Annotated in this window: 18 protein-coding genes, 1 tRNA gene and 1 pseudogene; 12 read left to right on the forward strand and 8 right to left on the reverse strand. The window is 44.3% G+C overall.

Translation table 11 applies throughout. The features are described 5' to 3' along the window. Positions 1-210 precede the first annotated feature (210 nt). The gene (locus QUA36_RS28365; RefSeq protein WP_333374164.1) at positions 211-2,103 is read right to left on the reverse strand and encodes a PAS domain S-box protein; all 1,893 of its coding nucleotides are present in this window, start codon (positions 2,101-2,103) and stop codon (positions 211-213) included. A gap of 474 nt (positions 2,104-2,577) precedes the next feature. Between QUA36_RS28365 and purH the strand changes: the two genes are divergently transcribed. Together purH and QUA36_RS28375 are read left to right on the forward strand one after the other, a co-directional pair. Further along, positions 2,578-4,125, forward strand: coding sequence for a bifunctional phosphoribosylaminoimidazolecarboxamide formyltransferase/IMP cyclohydrolase (purH, locus tag QUA36_RS28370; protein WP_333459832.1), 1,548 nt, complete (start codon positions 2,578-2,580; stop codon positions 4,123-4,125). Between the two features lie 183 nt (positions 4,126-4,308). Continuing rightward, the gene (locus QUA36_RS28375) at positions 4,309-5,253 is read left to right on the forward strand and encodes a 2OG-Fe(II) oxygenase (RefSeq protein WP_333459833.1); all 945 of its coding nucleotides are present in this window, start codon (positions 4,309-4,311) and stop codon (positions 5,251-5,253) included. Between the two features lie 348 nt (positions 5,254-5,601). Here QUA36_RS28375 and QUA36_RS28380 read toward each other — a convergent pair whose 3' ends face one another. Continuing rightward, on the reverse strand, positions 5,602-7,083 hold the full coding sequence (locus tag QUA36_RS28380; protein ID WP_333459834.1) for an ankyrin repeat domain-containing protein: 1,482 nt from the start codon (positions 7,081-7,083) through the stop codon (positions 5,602-5,604). Positions 7,084-7,179: 96 nt separating this feature from the next. Between QUA36_RS28380 and QUA36_RS28385 the strand changes: the two genes are divergently transcribed. The 5 genes from QUA36_RS28385 (at position 7,180) to QUA36_RS28405 (ending at position 10,300) form a co-directional block, all read left to right on the forward strand. Continuing rightward, positions 7,180-7,650 carry a DUF4079 domain-containing protein gene (locus QUA36_RS28385; protein WP_333459835.1) on the forward strand — a complete coding sequence of 157 codons (471 nt, stop codon included), beginning with the start codon at positions 7,180-7,182 and terminating at the stop codon, positions 7,648-7,650. A gap of 148 nt (positions 7,651-7,798) precedes the next feature. Further along, complete coding sequence (locus QUA36_RS28390; RefSeq protein WP_333459836.1) at positions 7,799-8,548, forward strand: hypothetical protein; 750 nt, start codon at positions 7,799-7,801, stop codon at positions 8,546-8,548. After that, positions 8,538-8,996 (forward strand): DUF7689 domain-containing protein, encoded by a 459-nt coding sequence (locus QUA36_RS28395; protein ID WP_333459837.1) that lies wholly within the window; start codon positions 8,538-8,540, stop codon positions 8,994-8,996. Before QUA36_RS28390 ends, QUA36_RS28395 begins: the two co-directional genes overlap by 11 nt. A 205-nt stretch (positions 8,997-9,201) precedes the next feature. Then, positions 9,202-9,684 carry a type II toxin-antitoxin system antitoxin SocA domain-containing protein gene (locus QUA36_RS28400; RefSeq protein ID WP_333459838.1) on the forward strand — a complete coding sequence of 161 codons (483 nt, stop codon included), beginning with the start codon at positions 9,202-9,204 and terminating at the stop codon, positions 9,682-9,684. A 4-nt stretch (positions 9,685-9,688) separates the two neighbouring features. Continuing rightward, complete coding sequence (locus QUA36_RS28405) at positions 9,689-10,300, forward strand: type II toxin-antitoxin system PemK/MazF family toxin (protein WP_333459839.1); 612 nt, start codon at positions 9,689-9,691, stop codon at positions 10,298-10,300. A gap of 139 nt (positions 10,301-10,439) precedes the next feature. On the opposite strand, the gene QUA36_RS28410 is transcribed toward QUA36_RS28405, so the two are convergent. The 5 genes from QUA36_RS28410 to QUA36_RS28430 all read right to left on the reverse strand — a co-directional run bounded on the left by QUA36_RS28410 (position 10,440) and on the right by QUA36_RS28430 (position 17,123). Next, positions 10,440-12,071: a restriction endonuclease subunit S gene (locus tag QUA36_RS28410; RefSeq protein ID WP_333459840.1), complete on the reverse strand. Its 1,632-nt coding sequence runs from the start codon at positions 12,069-12,071 to the stop codon at positions 10,440-10,442. Then, positions 12,064-13,476 (reverse strand): N-6 DNA methylase, encoded by a 1,413-nt coding sequence (locus tag QUA36_RS28415; protein WP_333459841.1) that lies wholly within the window; start codon positions 13,474-13,476, stop codon positions 12,064-12,066. Before QUA36_RS28415 ends, QUA36_RS28410 begins: the two co-directional genes overlap by 8 nt. 412 nt (positions 13,477-13,888) lie before the next feature. Next, complete coding sequence (locus QUA36_RS28420) at positions 13,889-14,185, reverse strand: GIY-YIG nuclease family protein (RefSeq protein WP_333227638.1); 297 nt, start codon at positions 14,183-14,185, stop codon at positions 13,889-13,891. Between the two features lie 80 nt (positions 14,186-14,265). Continuing rightward, complete coding sequence (locus QUA36_RS28425) at positions 14,266-16,938, reverse strand: type I restriction-modification enzyme R subunit C-terminal domain-containing protein (protein ID WP_333459842.1); 2,673 nt, start codon at positions 16,936-16,938, stop codon at positions 14,266-14,268. Between the two features lie 114 nt (positions 16,939-17,052). Then, positions 17,053-17,123, reverse strand: a tRNA-Cys gene (locus QUA36_RS28430). A 201-nt stretch (positions 17,124-17,324) separates the two neighbouring features. On the opposite strand from QUA36_RS28430, the gene cpdA reads away from it, so the two are divergent. From cpdA to QUA36_RS28445, 3 genes are all read left to right on the forward strand, one after another. Further along, positions 17,325-18,104, forward strand: coding sequence for a 3',5'-cyclic-AMP phosphodiesterase (gene cpdA / locus QUA36_RS28435; protein ID WP_333459843.1), 780 nt, complete (start codon positions 17,325-17,327; stop codon positions 18,102-18,104). Positions 18,105-18,295: 191 nt separating this feature from the next. Beyond that, complete coding sequence (locus QUA36_RS28440; protein ID WP_333166124.1) at positions 18,296-19,774, forward strand: alpha-amylase; 1,479 nt, start codon at positions 18,296-18,298, stop codon at positions 19,772-19,774. Between the two features lie 174 nt (positions 19,775-19,948). Continuing rightward, positions 19,949-20,725, forward strand: a complete 777-nt coding sequence (locus QUA36_RS28445; protein ID WP_333459844.1) for an SDR family NAD(P)-dependent oxidoreductase — start codon at positions 19,949-19,951, stop codon at positions 20,723-20,725. Between the two features lie 91 nt (positions 20,726-20,816). Here the strand turns inward: QUA36_RS28445 and cofG are convergent, their stop codons facing one another. Then, entirely contained in the window at positions 20,817-21,767 is a 951-nt protein-coding gene (gene cofG / locus QUA36_RS28450) for a 7,8-didemethyl-8-hydroxy-5-deazariboflavin synthase subunit CofG (RefSeq protein WP_333459845.1), read from the reverse strand. On the opposite strand from cofG, the gene QUA36_RS28455 reads away from it, so the two are divergent. Both QUA36_RS28455 and QUA36_RS28460 read left to right on the forward strand, forming a co-directional pair. Continuing rightward, positions 21,751-21,957 (forward strand): hypothetical protein, encoded by a 207-nt coding sequence (locus QUA36_RS28455; RefSeq protein ID WP_333459846.1) that lies wholly within the window; start codon positions 21,751-21,753, stop codon positions 21,955-21,957. The two genes, cofG and QUA36_RS28455, sit on opposite strands and share 17 nt — an antisense overlap. A gap of 172 nt (positions 21,958-22,129) precedes the next feature. After that, positions 22,130-22,287, forward strand: a pseudogene (locus QUA36_RS28460) (photosystem II q(b) protein); the annotation flags it as partial.

Below are 22,287 nucleotides of genomic sequence, written 5' to 3' on the forward strand. Positions count from 1 at the left end.
GTCCCGCCCGTCCTTTTTGGACGGGCGGGACGCCCATCCCACAATAACAATTAAAATTGTAAGTTATTTAATTCGCGATCCTAAGTATGCGTTCCCACCCAGAGTCTGGGAACGAGAAAAAACGATTTTTCTCGTTTTGTAGGAGTGCGAGTCCCCCTCGCTTGTTTGCCTATATATCAAGTTGGTAACGTGTAGATTGCACATTCCGCGCTAAGGTGCGATCGGAATTCTGATAGCAAATTCCGTGCCCTTGCCCAATTCCGAATTACAATATAATTCGCCTTTGTGTCTTTCTACAATAATTTGATAGCTAATTGACAAACCCATTCCCGTGCCTTTGCCAATGGGCTTGGTAGTAAAAAATGTATCGAATATCTGCTGTTTGACTTCCTCAGTTATTCCAGGGCCGTTGTCGGCAATTTTAATTTCTACAAAATTGCCGACAACTTCCGTACCAATCATAATCTGGCTGGGATTTTCTAGCATTTCTCGACAATTTTGCCTACTGTTCGCATCTTCTAAAGCATCGATCGCATTGCTGAGGATATTCATAAAAACTTGATTGATCGGCCCAGCGAAACACTCAACGGTTGGCAATTTTCCGTAGTGTTTTACAATTTGAATTGGCTGCTTTTCTCCGTTCCCTTTCAAACGGTGATTGAGAATTAACAGCGTGCTGTCGATACCTTCGTGGAGGTTAACGGGTTTCATCTGTGAATCGTCATGCCGCGAAAAGTTCCGCAGCGACTGCACAATCTGGCAAATGCGATCGACACCAACGCTCATTGAAGATAGTATTTTAGGTAAATCTTCAGCTAAAAAATCTAGATCATTTTTTTCTCTTTGCTCTTGAATTTCTGCGACTGGATTAGGATAGTGTTGTTGATAGAGTTCGAGGTGATCGAACAAGTCTTGAGTATAATTGGTCAGATGAGCGAGATTGCCGTAAATGAAGCTGACTGGGTTGTTAATTTCGTGAGCGACGCCGGCAAGTAGCAATCCCAAACTAGACATTTTTTCGCTTTGAACTAATTGGGAATTAGTGGCTTTTAGTTGCTCCAGTGTGGCTCCTAGTTGAGCTGCTTGTTCTCGGCTTTGTGCTTCGGAATTATGCAAGGCTTCTTCGGCTTGTTTGCGCTCCGTGATGTCTCTCTGTACGCCAATAAAATGAGTTAATTGGCCCATTCGATCGCGCACGGGAGATATGGAGAAACAATTCCAGAAAGCGGTTCCGTCTTTGCGGTAATTCTTTAATATTACCTTGCATTCGCTTTCTGCTTGCAAGGCTTGGCGAATTATTTCTACTGCCGCCGGATCCGTATCGCTTCCGTGCAAAAATCGGCCGTTTTTTCCGATAATTTCCTGCCGCCGATAACCTGTCATGCTTTCAAATGCTGGATTGCAATAAATAATTGGATTTTCGGGGTCAGTGGCGTCAGAAATCGTAACTCCGGTGCTAGTAGCTGCGATAGCTCGATCGTACAACCAAAGCATTTCTTCTGCGCGCTTGCGATCGGTAATGTCCCGCAGCGTAGCTAAATAAGCCATTTCTCCGTCCCATTCCGTTTCCACCACCCGCATTTCTACTACAGCATTTGCTTTTTGCTTGCGAATAGCTTCAACTTCTGTTTGCACGACGCGAGTTCCTGGTGCTTCTGTTTTTCCAACTTGGGGAATAATATCCGTCGCCATCTCAAGGTCACAAGCGGAAACTTCTACTACTAAATTGCCAAAAAATGCTTGCCCTAAAAGTTCATCTGCGGTGCAGTTAAACAGCGCTTCTGCTGACTGGTTGGCAAAACAGACAAGTCCTAGCTTGTTAACGATTGCGATGCCGTCGGCATTTTTTTCGATCACATTCCTAAACCGAGATTCGCTAGCTTTCAAATCCTGCTTTAGCTGTTCCATTGCTCGCTCCATCTGCTGCAATTCGCACAAACTAACACTATAAGCTTCGGAAATATTGGTCTCTGGTGAATTCTGGATTCTTTTTTTTGAAATCTGTTGGTAGCCTGTTCTATTAGTCAGATTGGGAGCAGTTTGTTTATGATTCCTGCTAATATTACTGAGCTTATTTTCTGGATCTGCTTCTTGAAAAAACATATGTTAACCCTACCAAATTATTGTTTAGATTAATGTGTGGCGATCGCCCTATTTTTCGGGAAATTTAGGGAGAGAGCAATTTACACCCGATGCTAGCACATTACTTTTAGAATTCATCATAAAACATCGTTAAAATTCAAGAGCGATCGCCCTATAATTATCTATTAAGTTTTATTAAGTAATTTCAACAACATTGACACTTACGTAGCGACACGAACTGTGGAAGCTGGATATGGCTTCAATCCCCCTCGCACTCACAAAATAATCAGTTCCACGCGCAAGTTCTAGATATCTAGAAACCACTGGTCAGTATAAAATATTATATAAATTTGACAAAAAATATGGTCACAAATAAGCGAACTCATCTTTGATTATTAAAAATAATCATAATTAGCCATGACCAAATCATCTCCCTGCGGGCCGATTTGGTATAGAATATAACCTATCTATTTTTGCGATCGCAACTTCAAACCAATGGCACGTCTAGCACTTCTGAGCACATCCAATAAAACCGGACTAATCGACTTAGCGCGCAGTCTAGTAGAAGAATTTGAATTTGACATAATTAGTAGTGGCGGGACAGCAACGGCTCTCAAAGAAGCAGGCATCCCAGTCACCAAAGTTGCGGAATATACTGGTTCCCCCGAAATTTTGGGAGGGCGAGTCAAAACACTTCACCCGCGAATCCACGGTGGCATTTTAGCACGCCGCGATGTACCGGAAGACCTCGCAGATTTAACCGCAAATCAAATTCGGGCGATCGATCTAGTTGTAGTCAATTTGTATCCATTTGAAGAGACAATTTCTAAACCAGGAGTTACTCTAGCAGACGCAATTGAGCAGATAGATATCGGCGGGCCGGCAATGTTGAGAGCTTCCGCCAAAAACCACGCTCATTTGACAGTTTTGTGCGACCCAGAACAGTACAATACTTATTTAAAAGAACTGCGGGAAAATGGTGGCGAAGCATCCTTAGAGTTTCGGCAAAGATGTGCGCTAGAAACCTTCAAACATACAGCAAACTACGATCGCGCGATCGCAACTTATCTCAGCAGCCAATCCGCTGCTGAAGGCTCTGCACTACCAGAGCAGTTTAATTTATCAGGAAAAGAGTTGCAAACTCTCCGCTACGGCGAAAATCCCCATCAAGCCGCCACCTGGTATCAAAGCGGAACTACACCGACAGGCTGGACAACTAGCACCATCCTGCAAGGCAAAGAATTAAGCTACAATAATTTAGTAGATTTAGAAGCAGCAAGGCGGCTAATCGTAGAATTCCCGGACACACCAGCCGCCGCTATTCTGAAGCATACAAACCCTTGCGGCACAGCCTTGGGAACAACTATTTCTGAAGCGTATCAAAAAGCCTTCGACACCGATTCAGTCTCAGCTTTCGGCGGTATTGTCGCCCTCAATCGCCCGATTGATGCTGCTACCGCCACGGCGTTAACTCAAACATTTTTAGAATGTATCGTCGCGCCGGGGTGCGAACCAGAAGCCGAAGAAATTATCAAGAAAAAGGCGAAAGTTAGAGTATTAATTTTGCCTGATTTGACTCAAGGGCCGCCACAAACTGTTAAAATTATTGCAGGCGGTTTGCTGGTGCAAGACTCAGATAATATAGTAGAAGAAACTAGCAAATGGCGGATGGTTACTGAGAAACAGCCGACGGCGGGAGAGTTGGAAGAATTGCTGTTTGCTTGGAAAGTAGCGAAACACGTCAAATCAAATGCGATCGTTGTGACGCGCGATCGCACTACAATCGGTGTCGGCGCCGGACAAATGAATCGCGTCGGTTCGGTTAAACTAGCATTGGAACAAGCAGGAGAGAAGAGCAAAGGAGCGATTTTGGCTAGCGATGGTTTCTTCCCCTTCGACGATTCAGTCAAAACTGCGGCTGAGGCGGGCATAATTGCGATCGTCCAACCGGGAGGAAGTATGCGCGATCAAGATTCCATTCAAGCCGCCAACCAACTCGGAATCACAATGGTTTTCACCGACATCCGCCACTTCTTGCATTAATTAAGTTCCTAGTGTAGTAATGACATCTTAGGTATCTGTCACTAACAGGGAAGATGCCTATTCCACAAGAGTCAATTCTCTTGTGGGATGGGCTTCTAGCCAGCCCTCAAGCAATGATTAAATTTTTGTTCTTCCTTCTTCCTTCTTCCTTCTTCCTTCTTCCTTCTTCTATAACTAACGGCTATGAATACCACAATTCAACAGCAAATTAAACCCCAAGACATAAAAGTCAAAATCCTGCTAACCGGGGGACATCAATGCACCGTCACCCTCAAATCTGATACACCATTATTGCACAGCCTGATCAAAACATTAGTCGATCGCACCCAACAAACACTCAGTTTTTCGCCCTTATTTCAAATCCCCATAGACGACGGGCGTTCCACCCTTTTTTTTCCCGGCGAACACCTAGTCGGATTAGTCACAGAACCCCCAATTTACTTGCAGCAACTGGAATCGCAGCAGCCTGCAACTCCTGTAGAAATCCCCGCACAAATTCCCGCAGAAATTCCTGCCCCTGCGCCACCTGTAAATGACGATTTAATATCTCGCTACGCCCAAATTGACAACTTTTTGACACCAGCAGAAAAAAACAAACTCATTAAATATGTCTTAGCAAAAGAATCAGAATTTGTGAGTACCAGCACCTCAACCAATGCCGAAGATTACCGCCGTTCGATGGTACTCCACTCGTTCCCCGAATTTTCGGAACTGATGGTTAATCGCATCAAAGCAATTCTCCCCGACGTGCTGAAAAGTTTAAATATTCCGTCATTTCCCCTGGGTGAGATAGAAGCTCAGCTAACCATGCACAATGACAACAACTTTTATAAACTTCACAACGACAGTGGCTCGCCAGATACCGCCAGCCGCTTTTTTACTTACGTTTACTATTTCTATCGAGAACCCAAGGCTTTTTCCGGTGGCGAATTGCAGATTTATGACAGCAAAGTCGAGAACAATTTTTATGTTGCAGACAAGACATTCAGAACTGTTGAACCTCGCAATAATAGCATAGTATTTTTTCTGAGTCGCTATATGCACGAAGTTTTGCGAGTTAGCTGTCCCTCAAAAGCTTTTGCTGATAGTCGCTTTACTATTAACGGCTGGGTACGCAAAGCAAATTGAGGTTAATATCGATTCCGGTTGCACCGGAATGCTTGTTGACTGTTCACTGTTGACTGTTGACTGTGAGTCCAAAAAATGAAAATTGCGCGAATTTTTTGTTGGCATCGGGATTTGACTTTACGCCCGACGATGAAGCGCGCATTTGATATCCTTGTGGCGCAGCCGAAATTGATATAATTCATTGTCCGGGACGCACTAATCACGTAATTTGGTCATTCTGAGTGAAGCGAAGAATCTCAAACTATTGGCACACCGTTACAATGCGTAAGTCCCGATATCTGAGATTCTTCACTTCCCAAAGCCTACCCTCAGAATGACAGAATTACTTTAGTCAAAACTCTTTCATTCTTACTCCAGTGCTCCAGCACTTTTGAGCAAATTCACCACGCTGGAATAACCCTTAAACTCAGCCAGCATTAAAGCTGTATAATTGCCCGGATTTTTGTGGTTTAGTTCTGCACCAGCATCAATTAAAACCTGTACAGCACCGACACAGCCCCGATGTGCAGCCCACATTACAGCAGTTGCGCCCGAATCATCGAGCAAGTTGACATCTGCACCTTTTTCGATTAATAATTGGACGATCGCCACATAACCTCGATCGCACGCCTTCATTAATGCAGTTTTCCCCAAATCCGCCGGGACATTGGGATCAGCACCGCCGTCAAGCAAAGCCTTCACAGTCTCGGTATGTCCGTGAAAAGCAGCCAGCGTCAAAGCCGTCTCCCCAAAGTTTTTCGCATTCAGAAACTCATCCCGATTTGAGTTTACTTTTTGCAGCAAAGCCGATACGATCGCACTATGGCCGTGAACAGCCGCCACCAGTAAAGGCGTATCGCCCAACCGATTTCTAGCACCGACACTTGCACCTCGGTTTAAGAGCAATTCCACCACATCTTCGCAGCCTTCAACCACGGCAAAATTCAAAGCAGTTTCATCATCTTTATCCTTAGCGTTGATATCGGCGCCAGCATCGAGTAAGATATGGGCGATCGACAAATTTCCTCCAGCAGCAGCGGCCATCAAAGCCGTGCCCCCATCTCCATTTTTCACATTCGCATCAGCACCCGCACCAAGCAAAGTTTGCACCACATCAGTATTGCCGGCATCTGCAGCCAAAGTTAAAGCAGTTTCTCCGTTTTTGTCGGGAATTTCGACATCAGCACCAGCAGCCAACAGCGCCTCGACAACAGCCAAATTTCCCGCCGTCGCAGCCTGCATCAAAGCAGTTTTGCTCTCTAGATTTTTAACATTAGCATCCGCTCCACAATTGAGCAAAATTCGCACAATTTCTGCGCTACCTTGACGGACAGCTAAAAACAGCATAGAATTGTCAGCAACAGCACCCGCTTCTACCAAAGCTTTGACAACAGCTTGATGACCCGATAAAGCAGCTATTTTCAGAGCTGAATCTCCATCTTTATCTTGTACATTTACATCAGCATTAGCATCAAGTAAAAGCCGGATAACATTGATATCACCCTTCAGAGAAGCCGCCATCAAAGCTGTACTTCCATCATCATTTTTAGCATTAACATCAGCACCCGCCGCCAGCAATAGCCGCACAGAGTCAGCCTGTTTGTGAGCCGCCGCCAGCATCAAAGCCGTTAGCCCAAAACGCCTGCTCACCTGGTTGACATTAGCGTCATTGTTTAGTAGAATACGCACGATTTCTGTATAGCCCTTTTGGGCAGCAAACATCAAAGCCGTCGTCCCCTCAGAGTCTTTGGCGTTAGCGTTAACATTCTTAGCGAGTAAAGCTTGGACGTGAATAATGTTGCCAGTCTTGGCGGCTTGAATCAATACAGCGTCTTGTTTAGTGGCAGCCATAATAGTCTCTCATACCGTATATTTTTACCGTCGCACGAGACGGCCTGACTGGTATGCTAAGTTTTATGAAGTATGTTTGCTAATCCTCAGAACACTATGAATCTCGAAATTCCCCAGTCAGTGAAAGTTTGGAGCCAATTCTTCCACCCAGTTTTAATGTGGGTATTGCTGGCCATCTCATTTTATGCTTTGTATCTCGGCCTGCAAATCCGCCGTACCAGAAGTGCGGAAGGCGAAGTCAAAAAAGAGTTAATTAAGGGTAAATTCAACATCAAGCATCACCAGATGGGTTCTTTGCTGCTAGCCTTGATGGTAACGGGTGCAGTCGGCGGAATGGCCGTCACCTACATCAACAACGGCAAACTATTTGTCGGCCCGCACTTGCTAGCAGGATTGGGAATGACGGCAATAATTGCGATCGCAGCCTCGCTGACTCCTTTGATGCAAAAAGGCAATGATTGGGCGAGAAACGCTCACATCTTTCTGAATGTTGTGCTCTTGGGGCTGTTTGGCTGGCAAGCGGTAACAGGCGTGGAAATCCTGCAAAGAATTATCAGCAAAATGTGATGATTTGAGTAAGAAGTACAGATATTGGGTTGGGACACGGCAGTGCCGTGTCCCTACATTTTTATGCTCACAATAGTGTTATAATGAACGTATAAGTAAGCCAATTAGTCTCTATTCAACTTCTCTTAGCAAAGACAAGAAAACTAATATGCCTTCTTTAAAAATACATCGCCAATATCAATCCGGCATCGAAAAAATTATAGCCTTGGACAACTCAGTCTTTGAGGCTATTTTGACTGCGTTGAGAAAAACAGTCGCTGCGTTGCCTATTGATGATTTAGTCAGAAACGTAGAGTCAGAAGTAGAAAACACAAACCATAATGATTTAGTCAACATACTAGAGAGTATTATTCCTATATACGCTTTAAAGAAAACTTATGCTTGGACGGTAGAAGAACTAGCAGATGAGCTTATTGCCGCTGTTGATGAATTTGAAGAAATCTCTAAGTTATCGACAGAACAAAAAGAGCGATTTTGTCAAAAGCTTAATGACTTGTTGATTCCGAATAGCTTTTTAGAATCTGCATCAAAAGCAAAAGATGTTTTAAAAGTATATTTGTTGCCTTCAGGAATGCCTGCTGATGACTTCCCGATTAAAAGCAAGGTAGAACTAGAAGCAGAGTTTAAGAAGTTCGCCGAAGAATGGCGCCTCGCAACGGGGATGCTATCATTAGTTACACAGAAATCAATGCACCAGGCTTATCAGAGAATTATCGGCATGGGACAGCCAGTTATCCCCTTGATTTTGCGTGACCTCGAACAAAAGCCAGACCATTGGTTTTGGGCGTTGAGGGCAATTACTGGTGACAATCCGGTAAAACCCGAACAGCGCGGCCGCATGAAGCAAATGGCCCAAGCCTGGATACAATGGGGAAAAGAACACGGTTATGAGTGGTAAGCTAGATTACCGAAAAATATTGAGATTTCCTAACTTAGAGCTTACTGAATATCAAGTAACAAGTGGAGAAACAGTAGATTATAATTGTTTTGCTTTTGCTGCTGGAGAAGAGGAATGCAGATGGGACCCGGTAGACCCTGATGGGTACTGGCCGGATGGTGTTTCAAGAGAGTTAACGCTGGAAGCTTTTATCCAAGCTTATCAAACTATTGGATATGAACTTTGCGAGAATCGTGACCTTGAACCGGGGTTTCAAAAAATAGCAATATACACCTATAACGGCCAGCCACAGCACGCAGCCAGACAAGAAGAGGATGGTAAGTGGAAAAGCAAGCTAGGGGATTGGGAAGATATCGAACATGAATTAAAAGGGCTAGAAAATCCTAACTATTATGGGGTGGCTCAACAAATATTAAAGCGAGCGACAATCCCGATAGATATTTCTTAGGCTGCAATTAAACTTTTGAAGAGTACAGTCCGGGACGCACACAGTCTATTTGTAGGGTGTCCAGTGCCCACCTTACCCTTAGCTATTTTTTATATGGTTTAACAGCCAAGCTTCCCTTTGGATGATATAATAGACTAAAGTTAAATTGAGCGAACAAATTATAAGATTAATTAGGGAGCTTTTTGAAATCGAAAGGAGGAAAGCCATGCTAGAAAATCTGATCAAATACTTTGTCTACGCAACAAAAGGCCATATTACAAAAACGCAGTTAATCAAGTTTTTGTATTTGGCCGATCTTTATGCGATCAAATGGACAGACAAACAGCTTACTGATTTAGATTGGCGTTTTTATAAATTTGGGCCTTGGAACGAAGGCATAGACGCTGCTTTAAATCAAATGAATGGCAAAGAGATTGTTCAAGAATCTCAGGGAGAAAGTATATTCATCAGACTTGGTGAGAGAGCTGGTAATGTGGGTGATTTAAAGTTACCTTTAGGTCTGAAGCTCATGCTTGACAACATCAGGAGAGAATGGGCGGGTGCAGGAGAGGATAAACTGAATCAGTTACTAGAATATGTCTATAGCACTGCTCCCATGCTTGAGGTTAAATATAGCCACGAACCAGAGGAACAGGTGAGACTTAATCTGTACAAAGAAAGAGAAAAGTTAATGAGTGAATTGGAGTGAGCGAGTGGCTGGACAAAAACCGCGTCAAGGTTGGATTTATTTTATCAATCCCTATAGAGTATCTCTTCGTTGCAAACTCGGTCATCATCATATTTATGAGATAAATGAACCAGGGGAGATTGAGTGCAAGACAATTTCTTGCACTCAGGTGATTAATTCAAGTCGGGTTTTTCGGGGAGAGCATCCTTATATCGTTTGGACAAGTGACCAATTTCAAGATGAATCTACATACATCCAAACTTTGACGCTGATTCCATTGACTTCACAAGAAACCTCTAAAGGTTTGCCAACTGTATATCCGATTAATTCTACAATCACAAATGGTCTTTCTAAGAATTCCTTCGCTCTAGTGCATCAGATATGTACTGTTGATGCTAACTGTTTTAAAGATTCGCAAGGGGATTGGCTTACGCGAGTTGCACAACTGGATAAAGCAGATAAGGAAGCTATAGAGGAACGTTTAAAGTATTTTTTAAATCTTGGGGATAATCCGGGTGAAGATTGGTTTATTAAAAATGCGTCTCCAGAACTTTTACAGAAAGTGTTTAATCTTCTACCGGATGAAACCACAAAAAGTATGGCTATAGAAAAACTGATCGACGATTTGCGATCGTAGTCAATAAGCATCGTTTGTCATTCTGAGCGTAGCGAAGAATCTCGGAGATCCTTCGCTACGCTCAGGATGACAATAGGGGCTGTCAGGATGACAACAGGGGCTGTCAGGATGATAAATTGAGATTACTTGTTGGAGATATCTAGTCAAACAGCGGCAATTCTAGCTGAATTGGTTCTGATTGCGGTGTTGGTTCTAATTGCGGTGTTGGTTCTAATTGCGGTTGCGCTTTCTTGCTGCGTTGTTTTTTGTTGGCCGCAGGCTTTTTAGCAGTTTTGGCAACGTTTTCTCTGTTTTCCCTTTCGGCGCGAATCCGTTCTAATAATACCGATGCAGGCTCGTCGTTGGGGTCTTGGGGAACCAGTTCACCCCGGAAGGCTTTGGCGAGGATGGATTGGGTGAGTTGGTCAATGTAGGTTCTGGCTTTTTGGTAGCGTTGTTCGATTTGGTCAGCGGTTTTGAAGAGGTTTTCAACACGGCGGACGATTTCTTGTTGTTCGGCTAGTGGTGGAACTGGGAAAAGAATTGATTTAAAGCGTTCAACACTAATTTTTTGCTGGGCCACACCTTTAGTTATTAAACCAAGCTGGTCTTTGATAATAAACGAGTTAATGCAATGTTTAAAAAAAACTCTTTCAAGGTCAGTTTCCCAGATTCGGAATTTTAAGCAATCTGATGAGATAATACCATTTGGTCTACCATCAGGATAAATTTCGCAATCTCCTGGGGGTTCTCCCATCTTTGTTATAAGTAAATCCAATGGTTCTACCATGTGTGGCAATAATTCTTGAGCTTTTTCTGGTGTAACGTACTTTGGGTCTAACCCGGCAAAATTCCCACTCCGAATATGTCGAACAAATATTAAAGGTACACCATCATTTGTGTAATCGGATACTTTTAGATTGCTACCAAAAGGCCCAATGCCTATAGAATAATCTTTAGAAGAGCAAAGGTCTTCAGGATAGGCGACTTCCCAACTTTTCGGAATATCAATGTTAGGTGTTTCCGATAGTAATTGGAACTCTTTAGGTTTTTTCGGCTTTCTTCGCCCTTCTAATTTTGCTCTAGCAGACTCCTCTTCATACTTTTTTAAGCGCTTTGCCTGAATCCGTTTTAAAAGTTCCTCAGCCGACTCTACATCAGGATTATTTTCTCGCCAATCGGCGGTGAGGCGACCGGAACAAGCAGCAGACAGGACGGATTGACGGAAACGCTTGAGGATGCCGGGGATTTTGTCTAGTCGCTCTTTGCAGGTATCGACTTTAGCTAGTAGTTTTTCCAGCTTGGCAACGATGCGGCGTTGTTCGTTGAGTGGTGGTAATAAAATTTCAAAGCCTTCTAATAAGGATGATGATATATTAGGTTGCGCTCCCCCATAGGCAGTTATCTCAATCTGCTTGCGAAGTGAATTAACATAAAAATTCCTAAAATTTTTATCCAATAAATCTTTTGAGTAAATCTTGAAATTACCTACTCGTTGATTTTGTAAGCACGGATGTAACCCTTCGTAGACTCCGATTTTGCCAGTTGTAGCACCAGACATGGCTATCAGCAAATCTCCCGTTTCAATCAGAAAATCCAAATTTGCTTTATTTTGAGGAATTAAAGCGGAATTAAGGGTAGATACTTTACCATTCTGAATATCAGATATTCTGATTAGAGGAATACCCTCTGATGAATAATCAGTGCTCTTAAAGGCATAACCATTTTTAACGATTAAAACATCACCTAGAAAGCACTTAGCCCATCCCATAGGAATTAGAGTATTATTCATCCTCATCATCAACTTCCATCAACTGTAAAATATCCCTTAAATCATCCACCACTGCTTCTAACTCAGTAATCGCCTCACTCGCCAAAAATTGAGGCTCAGGTAAACTGTCCCCATCCTCCAAACTTTCATCTTTCAGCCAAGTAATATCAAGCTTATAATCCCGCTGCTTAACCTCACTAATCGAGAACTTTCTAAACCGCCCCTCAAGCCCTAAATCAGTTCTGATACTCTGCCCATTTGGATCGTCCCCGTAACATTGCTCAAACTCGGCAAAATGCAAAGACGTTAACGGACGATCCTTTTTAGTTACTCCAGGCACATTAGAACGAGCATCAAAAATCCAGACATTTTCCGTAGGTAAACCCTTCTGTAAAAACACTACATTTGCCTTTACCCCTTGAGAATAAGGAGTAAACGTACCTCTAGGCAACCTCAAAACCGTGTGTAAATTGCAATCTTGCATCAAGATTTTGAAGACTTCCCCCGCCTTATCCTCAAACAAGCAATTATCCGGCAAAACCAGCGCCGCCCTTCCCCCAGGCTTGAGGATACTCATCACGTGCTGCACAAAATTTAATTGCTTGTTACTCGTCTCAATAGTAAAATCATCCCGATCGGGTGCTTGATTCGCGCCCTTCGTGCCAAACGGCGGATTAGTTAAAATGCAGTCATAGCGATCGCCCGAATCAGCCTCATAAATCGCATCCCCCAGATAAATCGTCGGTTCCAGCCCTTGCAAAAACAGATTCATCAGCGCCAGTCTGCGAGGGCGCGGGACTAAATCTTCGCCATAATAAGTTTTAGTTTTAATCCGCTTGATATCTTTGCGATCGAATACGCCGCCAGTGATGTCTAATAACCACTGATAAGCACACACCAAAAAACCCCCGGTGCCGCAAGCTGGATCGCAAATCTTAAAATTAGGGCTACTCAAAGGATTCGGCTTCATCACCCTAACAATTGATTTAATCAGCACCCTGGGTGTAAAATATTGCCCTGCACCCTTCTTGCCTTCACTAGCCGCTTTTTCCAACAACCCTTCAAACGCCGCCGCCTTGACATCCACGCCCATTTCTGTCCAGTCTTCCTCATCAATCATCGCGATGATCCGCTTGAGATTGACGGGATTATTGAAACGAGGCATCGACTGAGCAAAAATATCACCCAGCAAGCCCGGAGATTCGCGAAGTGAGCGAAGTACATCCAGATAATGATCTGTTAAATCAGTGCCCGATCGTTTTTTTAAACTCTCCCACTCACACCCCAATGGAACATCAACACCCCTTTCATCAGCCATTTTGAGAAACAGCAGATAAGTTAATTGCTCAATGTAGTCGCCATAATCGATCCCGTCATGGCGCAGAGTGTGGCAAAAGCCCCAGAGTTTGTTTACAACGTCAGACATAATTGCTGTGCTTCAAGATGTGATTCTGAGATACTTCGCTCGGCTAAAGCCTGATTGTCATTGTGACAGCCTAAGTGTCATTGTGACAGCCTCCTTGTCATTCTGAACGCACTGAAGAAACTCCGAGATGCTTCGTTGCCTCAGCATGACAGCCCCATTGTCATTCTGACCGCAGTGAAGAAACTCCGAGATGCTTCGTTGCCTCAGCATGACAGCCTCATTGTCATTCTGAACGCACTGAAGAAACTCCGAGATGCTTCGTTGCCTCAGCATGACAGCCTCATTGTCATTCTGAACGCACTGAAGAAACTCTGAGATGCTTCGTTGCCTCAGCATGACAAATCAAATAATTGTCATTCTGAACGTAGTGAAGAATCTTCGAGATGCTGCGCTCAGCATGACAGCCTCATTGTTATTCCCCAAACCATTCAGCACTTAGATCGCGCCACTCTGGATTTTGTGAATCTATTAAAGCAATCTTCTTTGCTCTTGTCCAGCCTTTTATTTGTTTCTCGCGAGCGATCGCATCCGTGACCTGTGAAGTTTCTTCCAAATAAATCAGCTTATTTATATTGTACTTAGACGTAAATCCCGGTACAAGTTTATGTTTGTGTTCATATACCCTACGTTGCAGATCATTTGTAACACCCGTGTAAAGAGTTCGCGATTTATTTGTCATTATGTACACGTAATATTGTCTTGTATTCATAGTAAAAAGGTTATTTGGGAGATGCTTGGCTACCCTCAGTATGTCCGAGATCCTTCGCTTCGCTCAGGATGACACAGCAGCTAAGCTGCAATTGCAGCATTAATCTCATCAATCAGCGCTTCTAGTCCACCTGAAAAGACTTTTTTCGCCTTACCCTTACCGCCGACTCGTTCAAAAATCGGCGCATACTCAAAATCATCCATCTCAATAGTGAGATTCTGCACTAAATGCTCTTGGATGTAACCAAGCCATTTTAGCTGCTCCTCATTAAACGACTTACCAACCATCACAGATGCGATCGCTCTTTCGATGCGCTCCACCGCCGTATAAATTGGCTCATCAGCACGGGCAGCACGTTTGACGATCGAGATAATATCAGCCAGAGCCTTATTATGCACCAACTGAGTCGCCCTTTGCAGTTCCGGTTCTCGAAACTGATTTTGTCCCAACTTTTCCCGAAGTTCGTTGAGTGCCGCAGTCTTCCAATCTCGCGGGCGTTGGAGTAAAATGGCGATCGCCTCTATCTGCTCGGGATTTTCTCGCACAAAGCGGCAAAAACTATCTAAATAATCCTCGGCTTTTTGCCCCTTAATCATCACCTCAGAGGAGACAGTATCTTCCTGCTGGTAAGCGATGATAAAAGTCTGTTTAGCTCTAGGGTAGTTTTCCAACAAATCTTGGAAGCCGGCATCTTGCAGCAAATTCAGCGTATTTGTAAAATCCCGCTCTATTTTTTCTGTCAATTCCCCCGCAAACCTACCCATATCCCCATCGGGGATATAATCAGCAAACCGCGCCCTAGCTTCGTGATTCATCCCCCTGTCAATCCGGTGCAACCGCTTCACCAAAGATTTAAGGTGATAATCTCGATCGATATTTTGATAAATTTTCTGAATAACCTGCCCAACTGGTACAGGATCTTTAGCAGGTGGCTCGATCTTTAAATCAGTAGTATTAGCAAAATACTCAATTAAAGAACCCCCAAAACAATCAAAGATTTTAAAGTGAGTTTTGTTAATTTCATCGCAAAGACGAGTCCCCCTACCTAACATCTGCACCCAGAGAATCCGAGATTTCACCGGACGCATAAACACAATAAATTCTAGACTGGGAATATCTACCCCCGTAGTCAGCATATCCACAGTCACCGCTACTTTTGGTTGAGGACGATTGCGAAACTCCCGAATCTTTTGCAGCGGTCGATCGACACTAGGACTACCTGTAATTTTCTGCACAAAATCATCCCCCCGCCCAAACACTTCCTTGCAGATACCGACAATTTGATCGGCATGGGAGCGATGAGGCAAATCATTCACCGCAAAAATCAGAATTCTGGGAAAACGCCCGGTTTCTTCCTGATGTTTCTCGGCATATTCGGCAATTTCTTGGATTATTTTGCGGTTGCTATCGGGTACAGTTATTTTGCGTTCAATATCCGCTGTCGAAAACTCCCGCTCATCTTCTAACTCGTCGTAAATCTCCTCTCCTGTCTCCGTATCAATTACGCCAACTTCTTCGCCTTCTTGCAAAAAAGCGCCATTTATCCGAATATCTGAATAAATATAAACAGGCTCATAATCGACCAACCAACCATCTGCGATCGCCTCTTCAGTGGTATAACGATAAACTACCTCTTTAAATAAAGATAGAGTATTCACCGCCGGAGTCGCCGTCAAGCCAATCTTGAGGCCATCAAAATAGTCGAGAGTATTGCGCCAAACACTTGTCTCTTTGGTAGTATATCCCCGATGGCACTCATCGGCAATAATTAAATCAAAAGCATGAATGGGAATATCGAATTTTTCGGCATCGCTTTCGTCATCAATATCACCATCGGTTCCGACATCAACGCTGCCTTTTCCAAACAAATTAATACTCATCCTTTGGATAGTAGAAACATAAACAAAGGTATGACTAGCTTGGGGAGTTGTTAGATAGGAACTTGGCAAAACTTGGGGGTCAAACTGTTCATCATCGCCAAAATCCTCTTTCTGAAATCGCTGACTATAGACCTCATATTCTTGATTAAACTTATTTCCCCTCGGCGTATTGAACGAAGCAAACGTCCTCACCGCCTGTGCTGCTAATGCCCTGCGATCGACTAAAAACAGAATCCGCTTGGCTACCTTCGCCTCTAGCAACCGATAAATTTGAGCAACTGTGAGAAAGGTTTTGCCGGTTCCCGTGGCCATAGCCACCAGCATCGCTCGTTTGCCTTTGACGATCGCTGATTCTGTGGCAGTGATCGCCTTTTTCTGGTAGGGGCGAAGCCTCTCAATTTGCTCAATCGGACTATTCTGCAACCGAGTATAGCTAGCAGCTTGGTCATGCTCAAACATTTCCGTTAAGGCATCCGCTGTATGAAAACTGGCAATTTCCCGAAAGATATTCAGTTCGCCTCTAACATCCAGAAAATAAATATTTTCGCCATTCGTAGAGTAGAGAAAAGGCACTCGGTAGCCTCGCCAATTCCCAATCCCATTAAACACCCCCCGCGAGTAGCGCTTTGCTTGTTCCAAGACATTTTGTGCGCCAACCGCTACTTTTTTGGCTTCAACAACACCCAAAAGTCGTCCTTTGACAAACAAGGCATAATCAGCCGGGCCATTGGCTGTAGGATATTCCTCAACTGCATGGCATTGCAGCGCGGAAGTATCCAACCCATCTCGATATTTGACAATCTGCCAATTGAGCGACTTTAGCTTAGTATTAATTCTCTGTTTTCTGGTTTTCGACTCAGATTCTTGGCTCATCTTTGTTTGCTGTTATAAAGCTAGAACTCAAGAAGATTTTCGCAGTGGAGTTGAGCACTCTCGCTATATCCTGTTAATCTTCTCGATCGCCCCACATCTAACAAAAATTAAAAAAGGCGGCACCCAGATTTGAACTGGGGGTGGAGGTTTTGCAGACCTCTGCCTTACCACTTGGCTATGCCGCCGTCACGTCTGAAATTTGACGTTTTCTTATAGTACACCAAATCTCGAAAATTTTAACATACCTGTCAAAAATTTCGTAAAGCGCAGCTATCCCCAACGCGCGTGGGTTCCCCAAGGGTAGGGAATCGCCCTTTTTTCCCATATCCCGAAAACCCTTGTGGGAAGGTACTCTAGAACTATAGCAACGACCCGCAACACCAGCCATGACAGCAGTTTCTCCCCTACTCGTCGCCCAAATCACCGACACTCACTTGTTTGCAGAGATCGATCGAGAATGGAAAGGCCTCTCAACAACCCGCACCCTCCAAGCAGTTCTCGATCGCTTGCAACAGATACAGCCGCGGCCCGACTTACTCCTACTCACAGGCGACTTGTCCCAAGACGAAACACCCGAATCCTACCAGCGCCTCGTCTCCCTCATCGCCCCCCTCGGAATTCCCGCCTACTGGATACCTGGGAACCACGACAACATCCCTGTCATGGCAGAAATCTTAAATCAGTCACCCCTTTCCCCAGAAAAATCATGGATGCTAGGAAACTGGCAATTTCTATTACTTTCAAGTGTGGAAGCGGGATGCGACGGCGGGCGGCTTTCCCCAGAAAGCTTGCATTGGCTAGACTCTCAACTGCAACAAACCGGCGATCGACCTGTTATCATTGCCTTGCACCATCATCCGCTGCCGATCAACTCTGAAATAATGGATGGAATGATGCTGCACAATGCCGATGAATTTTTGGCAATTGTCGATCGATATCCTCAAATCAAAATTGTCCTCTGCGGCCACATTCACCAAGAATTTCAACAACAGCGGGGGTCAGTTACCTACTTGGGGACACCCAGCACCTGCATCCAACTTTTACCCAAAAGCCATCCGATTATAGTTGACGAAATCCCGCCGGGATTTAGATTGCTTGAATTGGCGATCGACGGTACTTGGAACACCAGAGTTGAGCGAGTTGCCGCACAATCGCTACCCCATTAATATTTTTCGGTCTGCCTCAAATAATTATTATCAAACTTACATTCTGTTGTCAATACATCAACAGATAGATTGTTTTTAGCAGCCCCATCTATTATGATATTTATTAACGATAGATTGCAGACCTACGTAAACTAGCAAGCTACGAACAAAAATCTATCTGGCAACATTACAAAATAGCAAAAACTAAATATATGTCTGAAGCCAATGGCGTCATGATGCAGTATTTCCACTGGTACAGCCCCGACGACGGCAGCCTGTGGAATCAGCTAGCGAAATCTGCAAAAGATTTAGCGAAAATCGGCGTTACATCTCTGTGGTTGCCACCCGCCTATAAAGGAACGGGCGGCGGCATGGATGTGGGTTACGGCGTCTACGACTTATTCGATTTAGGTGAGTTCGACCAAAAAGGATCGGTACGGACGAAATACGGGACAAAAGATGAGTATTTGGCCGCGATAAAAGCTGCCCAAGATGCAGGAATTCGGATTTATGCCGATGTTGTCTTCAACCACAAATTAGGTGCCGACGCAGAAGAAGAAGCCGAAGCCACACCCTTCAATCCCGACAACCGGAATGACACCGTAGGCGAATATCAAAAAATCAAAGCTTGGACGAATTTTACCTTCCCCGGCCGCGATAAAAAATATTCCAGCATGGAGTGGCATTGGTGGCATTTTGACGCCATTGATTACAACGTTTACAACACAGAAACCCATGCGGTTTACCTGCTAAAAGGTAAAGAATTTGATCAAGGAGTAGACTTAGAAAAAGGTAATTATGACTACCTGATGGGTTGCGATTTAGATATGGACAACCCAGAAGTCAGCGGCGAATTAAAATACTGGGGTGAGTGGTATGTCGATACAACAAACGTTGACGGCTTTCGCTTCGATGCCGTCAAACACGTTAAAGCAGAATTTTTCCAAGAATGGTTGGAACACGTCCGCCACTATGCCCAACGCGACCTATTTGCCGTCGGCGAATATTGGTCTTACGAAGTGGAAGCTTTGCACTACTTCCTAGAAGCAACCAACGGTAAAGTAGCCTTATTTGACGCACCCCTCCACTACAACTTCCACGCTGCTAGCAAAGCCGGTAATAGCTACGATTTGCGAACAATTTTTGATAACACTCTCGTCCAACAGCAACCCGCCCTCGCCGTTACCTTGGTTGACAACCACGATTCTCAACCATTACAATCCCTAGAATCTGTTGTCGAGGCTTGGTTTAAACCTCTTGCCTACGCTTTAATCCTGCTGCGAAGCGAAGGATATCCGTGTATTTTTTACCCGGATTATTACGGCGCTAACTATAAGGATACAGCAAACGATGGTAACGAATACGAGATTTGGTTAGACAAACATCAGTTTATTCTCGATCAATTCTTGTTAGCGCGTCAAACTTATTCCTACGGCAATCAGTACGATTACTTCGACCACGCCAATACCATTGGCTGGACGCGACTCGGAGATGAAGAACATCCGGGCGGCATGGCTGTGGTACTCAGCAACGGAGGCGATGGCACTAAGTTTATGGAAGTCGGACAGCCGAATCGAACTTATATTGACATCACCGAACACATCCAAGAAGCGATCACAACTAATGACGATGGTTGGGCTGATTTTAGGTGTAACGCCGGTTCAGTTTCTGTCTGGGTCCCGCAGCCGTAAGGACTGTGTTAAAAGTAAAAAGTAAAAAGCAAGATATCTTTTTACTTTTTGCTTTCATATTTTTGATAACTAACATCTATCTATAGTTAGGACTAAAGCTCTCTCTCTAGTCCTATTTTTAGGATATGCGATCGCGTATAATATTTAATATTATTTTATCTTACATAAAAACTTATGAAACTTTCACAAAAAGTTGCAGTTATTACCGGCGGTGGGTCGGGAATTGGTCGTTCAGCAGCAATTTTAATGGCTAAGGAAGGAGCAAAAGTTGCTATTATCGATCACATTTTAGAAACGGCGCAAGAAACCGTCCGCCAGTTGGCAAATGAAGGAGGTTGCGGGCTGGCTATTGCCGCAGATGTGGGAGATTCTCAGCAAATGCAAAAAGCGTTTCAAACAATTTTTGATGAATATCAAAGAATTGATATTTTGTTTGCAAATGCGGGTATTAACGGTGTATGGTCGCCGATAGAGGAGATAGAACCCGATGAGTGGGATCGGACAATTAACACCAACCTCAGAGGAACATTTTTGGCTGTTAAGTATGCTGTTCCTCATCTGAAAAAACAAGGAGGTTCAATTGTAATTACATCATCGATTAATGGCACCAGAAGTTTCAGGAAAGTTGGTGCCACGGCCTACGCTTGTTCAAAAGCTGCCCAGGTAGCCTTTGCAAAAATGCTGGCGCTAGAACTCGCAGCCTGCCAAATCAGAGTCAATGTGATATGTCCGGGCGGGGTGCTAACTGCAATTGAAGAAAGCACCGTTAAGCGCCATCTCGATCGCATTCCAGTCCCGCCTGATTCCATTGAAGACATGATTCCTTTGACGGATAATACGGCAGGTTCTAGCGAAGAAGTCGCCCAATTAGTGTTATTTCTGGTATCACATTCCTCCAGCTTCATTACAGGTACTGAAGTCTGGATTGATGGGGGCGGTTCTTTGATTTAAAATCTCAATAGTTTATTTTTATCACTCGGCGGTTTCAACCGCTTCTACAAAAACGAAGTCGCAGCCGAGGGGCACTAAGTAATAAGAATTTCTAATGACTAACTCTCCTTTGTTTAACAGCAGTTTGCAATGTCTGGGGCAGCCACTTATCGTACTGAGGATAAACAGGCAAACGCTTTACGAGTTGCCATCCCGATGTTGCTAAAATTTCTGTTAAAGTTTGGTGTTGCAAGTGAGGATAATCGGGATTAACTTCATCTCGCGGCCCAATCCCTCCTAAATCTCTAGCACCTGCTTCTAAACAAGCCAGCAAGATGTCTGGTTGTGCAACTAAATTGGGCGGAATTTGTAGGGCAATTTCATCAGGTAAAATGCTGCGGGCGATCGCAATTACTTCGGGCATTTTTGTAGCATCAAAAACTTCGCCGTCCCAACTTTGCTGATTTCCCGGACTGTGTGGCTGGAGGATAACTTCTTGAATGTGATGGTAACGCGAATGAATCCGGGCGATCGCCTCTAATGTCTCCACCCAATCGGCCTCACTTTCCCCAATTCCCAGCAGCAAACCAGTTGTAAACGGAATCTTTAATTCCCCAGCCCATTCTAACTGTTGCAGCCGCAGCGCCGGCACTTTACTCGGTGCGTGTCGGTGAACAGTTTGTAACAAATCTGGGGCAAGCTGTTCTAGCATCAGCCCCATCGATACATTTACCTCTTTTAACAGTGCCATCTCCTCAAAGCTGAGCGGCCCCACATTAGTATGCGGCAAAAACCCCAGAGCAAGCGCCAGTTCGCACAAATCGTAAATCCGCTGCAACCAAGCTTTTCGCCGTTGACTGTGAGGATGTACCTCGCCGCTGAGGATGAGAATTTCAATTACACCTTGAGTTTGCAGGAACTTGAGCTGTTTTTCGGCTTCTGCGAGTGTCAGCCAAGGACTTTGCAGCGGTTCTGCCCGAAAATTGCAATAGGTGCAGCGGTTATAACACTCGTAAGTGGGAACCAGAGTATAAGCAGGGCTGTAGGTGACGGTGCGGGACATTCCTTGGGACTTTTATCGATCGGACTTACGCAACAAAATATATCTGTGCAGTGCGAGTTTTGCGGTTGGCGATCGCAACACTTCATCTATCTTAACACTGACGCCCGTCCCGAATCTCGTTGCCTCGGTAGATTATGAGTATTCTTCATTGGTGGGCGATCGTCCAAAAATTCCGCACTCTGCTTTTTAAAACACCATACAGCAAGCATTCTGGCTTATTATCAGCGCAGCTTATGACATTCATAATAAAAACTGTGCTTAAAAGGCCTTTACAAACTGAAATAAAAGCTTTATGTTTATTTACATGGCGGAACACAAAGCCGTCACGAACATTGAAAACCAAATAAAGCAATCATAAACAGATGACAACAACCTTACAACAGCGCGAAAGCGCCAATGTCTGGGAACGCTTCTGCGAGTGGGTCACAAGCACAGACAACCGCATTTACATCGGTTGGTTCGGCGTCTTGATGATTCCTACCTTGCTCAGCGCCACCATTTGCTACATCATCGCCTTCAT

This window comes from Microcoleus sp. Pol10D4, from assembly GCF_036701555.1.
In the GTDB taxonomy this organism is placed as follows: domain Bacteria; phylum Cyanobacteriota; class Cyanobacteriia; order Cyanobacteriales; family Microcoleaceae; genus Microcoleus.